This window comes from Leucobacter soli (genome assembly GCF_042659205.1).
GTDB lineage: Bacteria > Actinomycetota > Actinomycetes > Actinomycetales > Microbacteriaceae > Leucobacter > Leucobacter soli.
In genome coordinates, this window is record NZ_JBHSRW010000171.1 from 1 (window position 1) to 5,010 (window position 5,010).

The following is a 5,010-nucleotide window of genomic DNA, read 5'->3' on the forward strand; positions in this document are numbered from 1 at the left end:
CGGCGGCGGCCGGGGATCCTGCGCCCGGCGATCCTGCGTGCTGCGCCGATGCGCCCCGCCCGGATCCCTCGCCGCGCGTCACCCACATCCAGAGCAGCAGTGCGGCGGGCAGGAGCGCCCCGGTGGCGAGCAGCGCGATCCGCCAGCCGAGCTGTTCGCCCGAGACCGATTCGAGCTCGGAGATCGGCACGACGATGCCGGAGGCGACCGCTGCCGAACCGCTGAGCAGCGCCGTGTAGACGCCCATGACGAGAGGGATGCGCTCGCCGAAGTCCCGCTTGATCACCGCCGGCATCAGCACGTTGCCGATGGCCAGGCCGAACCCGATGAGCGCGGTGCCCAGCCAGAGGTTCAGCGGGCTGCCGGGCACGGAGCGCCAGACGGTGCCCGCGGCCAGCACGACGAGCGACCAGGAGATCGTGCGGGACATGCCGAGTCGGGCGCCGATGGTCTGCGCGATCGGCGAGAAGAGCCCCCAGGCGAGCAGTGGCACCGAGGCGAGGATGCCGAGGGTCGCCGGGCTCACGCCCTGGTCCGCGGCGATCTGCTCGATCAGCGGGCCGACGCCGGTGATCGTCATCCGCATGTTCATCGCGATCAGCGCCACCGCGACGAAGAGCAGCACCCACGGCGCGCGGGCGGTGCTGGCGGAGGCGGTCACTCGTGCACTCTATCCCGGATCAGGATCAGGATCAGGATCGGTATCGGGAGCGGAGTCGGGATCGGTGCCCGGACCCGACCGAGGGGTGCATCCTGCGGCGCGTCGGAGTACAGTGGTTTCGTAAAGCGAATATAAATTCGCAGAGCGAAATTATGGCGAGCGGGTGCTCCGCTCACTCGGAGGTGACGATGATCGACAAGACCGTTCCATCGGTCGAGGAGGCCGTGGCCGGCATCCCCGACGGCGCGACCGTGATGATCGGCGGCTTCGGCCGAGCCGGCCAGCCGGTCGAGCTGATCGATGCGCTGATCGCGCAGGGCGCGGGGGACCTCACGATCGTGAACAACAACGCGGGCAACGGCGATGTGGGGCTGGCGGCTCTGCTCGCCAAGCGGCGCGTGCGCAAGATCGTCTGCTCCTTCCCGCGGCAGAGCGACTCCTGGGTCTTCGACGGCCTCTACCGCGAGGGCGCCATCGAACTGGAACTCGTACCGCAGGGCAACCTCGCCGAGCGGATCCGCGCGGCGGGCGCCGGCATCGGGGCCTTCTACTCGCCGACCGCCGTCGGCACCGAACTCGCCGAAGGCAAGGAGGTACGCGAGATCGGCGGCAGGACCTATCTGCTCGAGTACCCGATCGCCGCGGACTACGCGCTGATCAGCGGGCTCAAGGCCGATCGCTGGGGCAACCTCGTGTTCCGTGAGACCGCGCGCAACTTCGGCCCGATCATGGCGACCGCCGCGACCACGACGATCGCCCAGGTCGACGAGATCGTGCCGCTCGGCGCGCTCGACCCCGAGTCCGTCGTCACTCCCGGCATCTTCGTGAACCGCGTCGTCGCGGTCGGCGAGCGGCGCTGGCTGCGCGCCGGCGAGTTCGTCGGCGGCGTGGACCTGGAGGGGAGGCCGGTGCGCGGCGAAGGCGAAGCCTTCGATGCACCGGACTCGGCCGCCACAGCGGCCCGGTCAGTCGAGGCGAAGACCGAGGAGGTCGCGCGATGACGACCACGATCACCAGGCAGGATCTCGCGGCGCGCATCGCCGCCGACATCCCCGAGGGCTCGTACGTGAACCTCGGGATCGGCGCTCCGACCCTCGTCGCCAACTACCTCCCCGAGGGGTTGGAGATCATCCTGCACACCGAGAACGGCATGCTCGGCATGGGCCCCGCTCCCGAGGCCGGCCGGGTGGATCCCGATCTCATCAACGCCGGCAAGCAGGCCGTGACTGCGCTGCCCGGTGCCGCCTACTTCCAGCACGCCGACTCCTTCGCGATGATGCGCGGCGGACATCTCGACGTCTGCGTGCTCGGCGCGTTCCAGGTGGCGCAGAACGGCGACCTGGCGAACTGGTCGACGGGCGCGCCCGAAGCGATCCCCGCCATCGGCGGCGCGATGGATCTCGCCATCGGGGCGAAGTCCGTCTACGTGATGACCGACCTCCTCACGAAGACCGGCGAATCCAAGCTCGTCGCGGCGTGCAGCTACCCGCTCACCGGCGTCGGTTGCGTGACGCGCGTCTACACCGACCACGCGGTGTTCGACGTGACACCCGACGGCTTCGCGGTACGCGAGACGTTCGGGGGGCACACCGTCGCCGGGCTCGAAGCGCTGACGGGGCTCGCACTCATCGATGCGACCGAGCCGTCGTCCTGAGCCGATTGCTTCGTCATCCCGTGCGCAGTCTGCTTCGTCATCCTGCACGTACTCTGCTTCGTCATCCTGCACGTACTCTTCTTTCGTCATCCGGCGCGTAGTCGCAGGATCCAGCCGTTAACAGGAAAGGGACGCATATGACCTCCACCTACATCTACGACGCGGTGCGCACCCCCTTCGGGCGTGCCGCCGGTGCGCTCTCGGGTGTGCGGCCCGACGACCTCGCGGCCGTCGTCATGCGCGCCGCGGTCGATCGGACCGGGCTCGATCCTGCCCGGATCGACGACGTCATCTTCGGCGACGCGAACCAGGCGGGCGAGGACAACCGCAACGTGGCGCGTTTCGGCGCGCTGCTCGCGGGATTCCCGACCAGCGTGACGGGCGTCACCGTGAACCGGCTCTGCGCGTCGTCCGTCGAGGCCGTGATCCAGGGATCCCGCGCCATCGAGGCCGGCGACGCCGACATCGTCCTCGCGGGCGGTGTGGAGTCGATGAGCCGGTCGCCGTACGTGATCGAGAAATCGGGCCGCCCCTGGCCAGCGGTTGGCAACCAGACCCTGTGGAACACGGCGATCGGATGGCGCATGGTCAACCGTGCGCTGCCGAAGCACTGGACGATCTCGAACGGCGAGTCGGCCGAGAAGATCGCCCGAGAGTGGGGGATCGCTCGGGAGGCGCAGGACGCGTTCGCCGCCCGCTCGCACCACCTCGCCGCCGCGGCGTGGGCCGAGGGCCGATACGACGCGGAGATCGTGCAGGTCGACGGGCACGAGCTGGCGCGCGACGAAGGGATCCGCGACGATACCTCCGTCGAGAAGCTCGCCGGGCTGAAACCGCTGTTCGCCGCCGACGGATCCGGCACCGTGACCGCCGGCAACTCCTCGTCGATCAACGACGGCGCCTCCGCCGTGCTGCTCGGCCGCGAGGGCGCGATCGACGCCGAGCCGCTGGCCCGGATCACCGGCAGGGCCGCCCACGGCGTCGATCCCGACGACTTCCCCATCGCCCCGATCGAGGCGGCGAACAAGGCGCTCGCGCGCGCCGGCCGCACGTGGGCGGAGGTCGACTTCGTGGAGCTGAACGAGGCCTTCGCCTCGCAGTCGCTGGCATGTCTCGCGGGCTGGCCGGAACTCGACGCCGAGAAGCTCAACATCCACGGCGGGGCGCTCGCGATCGGGCATCCGCTCGGCGCCTCAGGCGGGCGGATCATCGGTCACGCCGCGCAGGAGCTGAAGCGCCGAGGCGGCGGCGTCGCGGTCGCGGCGATCTGCATCGGGGTCGGGCAGGGTCTCGCCGTAGTCATCGAACGGTGACGGCGGGGTCGCTCCGGACGCGCCGCGCACGCGCGGACCGGGAGTGTCGCAGATGCATGCCGGCGATGCGCGCCGGTGCGAGCGGCGGTGCGAGCGACCGTACGGGCCGCGGTGCGACCGACGGACGAACGGCATACGAGCGACGCGGATAGAGTGACAGAGTGGAGGATTCGACGATGCGCGAGGGTGACGGTTTCGTCCAGTCCCTTGCGCGCGGGATCGCCGTGATCCGCGCATTCGATGCCGAGCACGCCGAGCTGACGCTCAGCGAGGTCGCCCGCCGGTCGGAGATCCCTCCGGCTGCTGCGAGCCGCTTCCTCCGCACGCTCGAGGTGCTCGGCTACGTGCGCCGCTCGGGCCGAGTCTTCAGCCTGACGCCGCGCGTGCTCGAACTCGGCTTCAGCTACCTCTCCGCGCTCTCGCTGCCCGAGGTGATGCAGCCGCACCTCGAACGGCTCTCGCGCGAGGTCGGCGAGTCGGTCTCCGCGGCCGTGCTCTCCGGCAGCGACATCTTCTATATCGCCCGCGTGCCCACGCGACGCATCATGACGGTCGGGATCACGATCGGCACCCGCTTCCCCGCCTATGCGACCAGCATGGGGCGCGTACTGCTCGCCGCTCTGCCCGAGGCAGAGCTCGCGGAGGTGCTGGCGACCGCCGAGCCGCGTGCGCTCACCGAGCGGACGCTTGCGAGCGGCGCAGAGCTGGCCGCCGAGATCGGCCGGGTGCGGGAGCAGGGCTGGGCGCTCGTGGACGGCGAGCTCGAGATCGGGCTGCGATCCCTCGCGGCACCGGTTCGCGGCCGTGACGGGCGCGTCGCCGCAGCCGTCAACATCTCGACGAGCGCGGGGGGAGGATCCTTGGCGCCCTCGGCCGAGCGCCATCTGCCGCTCCTGCTCGAGACGACGCGAGTCATCGAGCAGGATCTGCGGCTGATCTGAGCGACCCGGTGCGGACCGGTGCGACCCGGCGCGGAGCGACTGGCACCGGCTTGCTAGGCTGACGACGTGAACGCGGGTGCGGCGATGCGGGTGGTCTTCTCACCGGACTCATTCAAAGGGTCGATCTCCGCGGAACGGGCAGCTGCCGCGCTCGCCGCCGGCTGGGGAATCGAGCGGCCGGAGGACACGGTCCTCCTGCGCCCGATGGCCGACGGTGGGGAGGGCTCGCTCGATACGGTCGCGGCCGCCGTCCCGGGCGCTCGACGGATACCCGTAGAGGTCACAGGGCCCGACGACCGCGCGATCGACGCGCACTGGCTGCGGCTGCCCGACGGATCGGCTGCCGTGGAACTCGCCGAGACGAGCGGCCTGCTGCGACTCGCGAAGGATCCGCAGGGCGAGCCCGTGCTGCAGCCGCGGAGCGCGCACACGCTCGGCACC

The 5,010-nt window shown here is 70.7% G+C and carries 6 protein-coding genes; 5 read left to right on the forward strand and 1 reads right to left on the reverse strand.

The features are described from left to right. A partial coding sequence (locus tag ACFPZL_RS09920) for an MFS transporter (RefSeq protein WP_382335265.1) occupies positions 1-661 on the reverse strand: 661 nt, incomplete at its 3' end. Positions 662-849: 188 nt separating this feature from the next. Between ACFPZL_RS09920 and ACFPZL_RS09925 the strand changes: the two genes are divergently transcribed. From ACFPZL_RS09925 to ACFPZL_RS09945, 5 genes are all read left to right on the forward strand, one after another. After that, complete coding sequence (locus ACFPZL_RS09925) at positions 850-1,662, forward strand: 3-oxoacid CoA-transferase subunit A (RefSeq protein WP_218115092.1); 813 nt, start codon at positions 850-852, stop codon at positions 1,660-1,662. Further along, positions 1,659-2,315: a 3-oxoacid CoA-transferase subunit B gene (locus ACFPZL_RS09930; protein WP_218115091.1), complete on the forward strand. Its 657-nt coding sequence runs from the start codon at positions 1,659-1,661 to the stop codon at positions 2,313-2,315. The genes ACFPZL_RS09925 and ACFPZL_RS09930 overlap by 4 nt, the downstream gene beginning before the upstream one ends. A 137-nt stretch (positions 2,316-2,452) precedes the next feature. Continuing rightward, on the forward strand, positions 2,453-3,628 hold the full coding sequence (locus tag ACFPZL_RS09935) for a thiolase family protein (protein ID WP_218115090.1): 1,176 nt from the start codon (positions 2,453-2,455) through the stop codon (positions 3,626-3,628). A gap of 176 nt (positions 3,629-3,804) precedes the next feature. Then, positions 3,805-4,569, forward strand: coding sequence for an IclR family transcriptional regulator domain-containing protein (locus ACFPZL_RS09940; RefSeq protein ID WP_382335268.1), 765 nt, complete (start codon positions 3,805-3,807; stop codon positions 4,567-4,569). Positions 4,570-4,635: 66 nt separating this feature from the next. Continuing rightward, positions 4,636-5,010: glycerate kinase (locus ACFPZL_RS09945; RefSeq protein ID WP_382335270.1), on the forward strand; the 375-nt coding region annotated here is incomplete at its 3' end.